The organism is Flavobacterium aureirubrum, from assembly GCF_038739835.1.
GTDB classification, from domain to species: domain Bacteria; phylum Bacteroidota; class Bacteroidia; order Flavobacteriales; family Flavobacteriaceae; genus Flavobacterium; species Flavobacterium aureirubrum.
This window is the reverse complement of sequence record NZ_JBCGDO010000108.1, coordinates 1-314: the sequence shown is the minus strand read 5'-3', so window position 1 is coordinate 314 and position 314 is coordinate 1. Positions and strand designations below refer to the sequence as shown.

Here is a 314-nt window from a genome sequence, read left to right as displayed (position 1 = left end):
ATGGTGTTAAAGACATTCAAACAGGATTGTATGCTAATTTCGATACTAATGGAGATGGAAGAATAGATGGCTCAGGTGATTCAGATAGCGATGGACTTTTAGATGTTTTTGATACGAATGATACCGTTAAAGGTTCTCCAAGAGATTTGAATCGCAAACTTTATTTAGATTTTGATGGTAGAAATGATTATGCAGAAAATGTTTCATTATTAGGTTGATTATCCCAAGCAACGTTGATGGCTTGGATAGATTTGAATACAACTTTTACTACAACAGGTGTGGTAGTGGGTCAAGACAAGTTCCAACTGCGAGTT

At 35.7% G+C, this 314-nt stretch carries 1 protein-coding gene; it reads left to right on the top strand.

Annotated features, from left to right (window positions below):
• A partial coding sequence (locus WFZ85_RS16140; RefSeq protein WP_342697274.1) for a hypothetical protein occupies window positions 1-218 on the top strand: 218 nt, incomplete at its 5' end.
• Window positions 219-314: the final 96 nt, after the last annotated feature.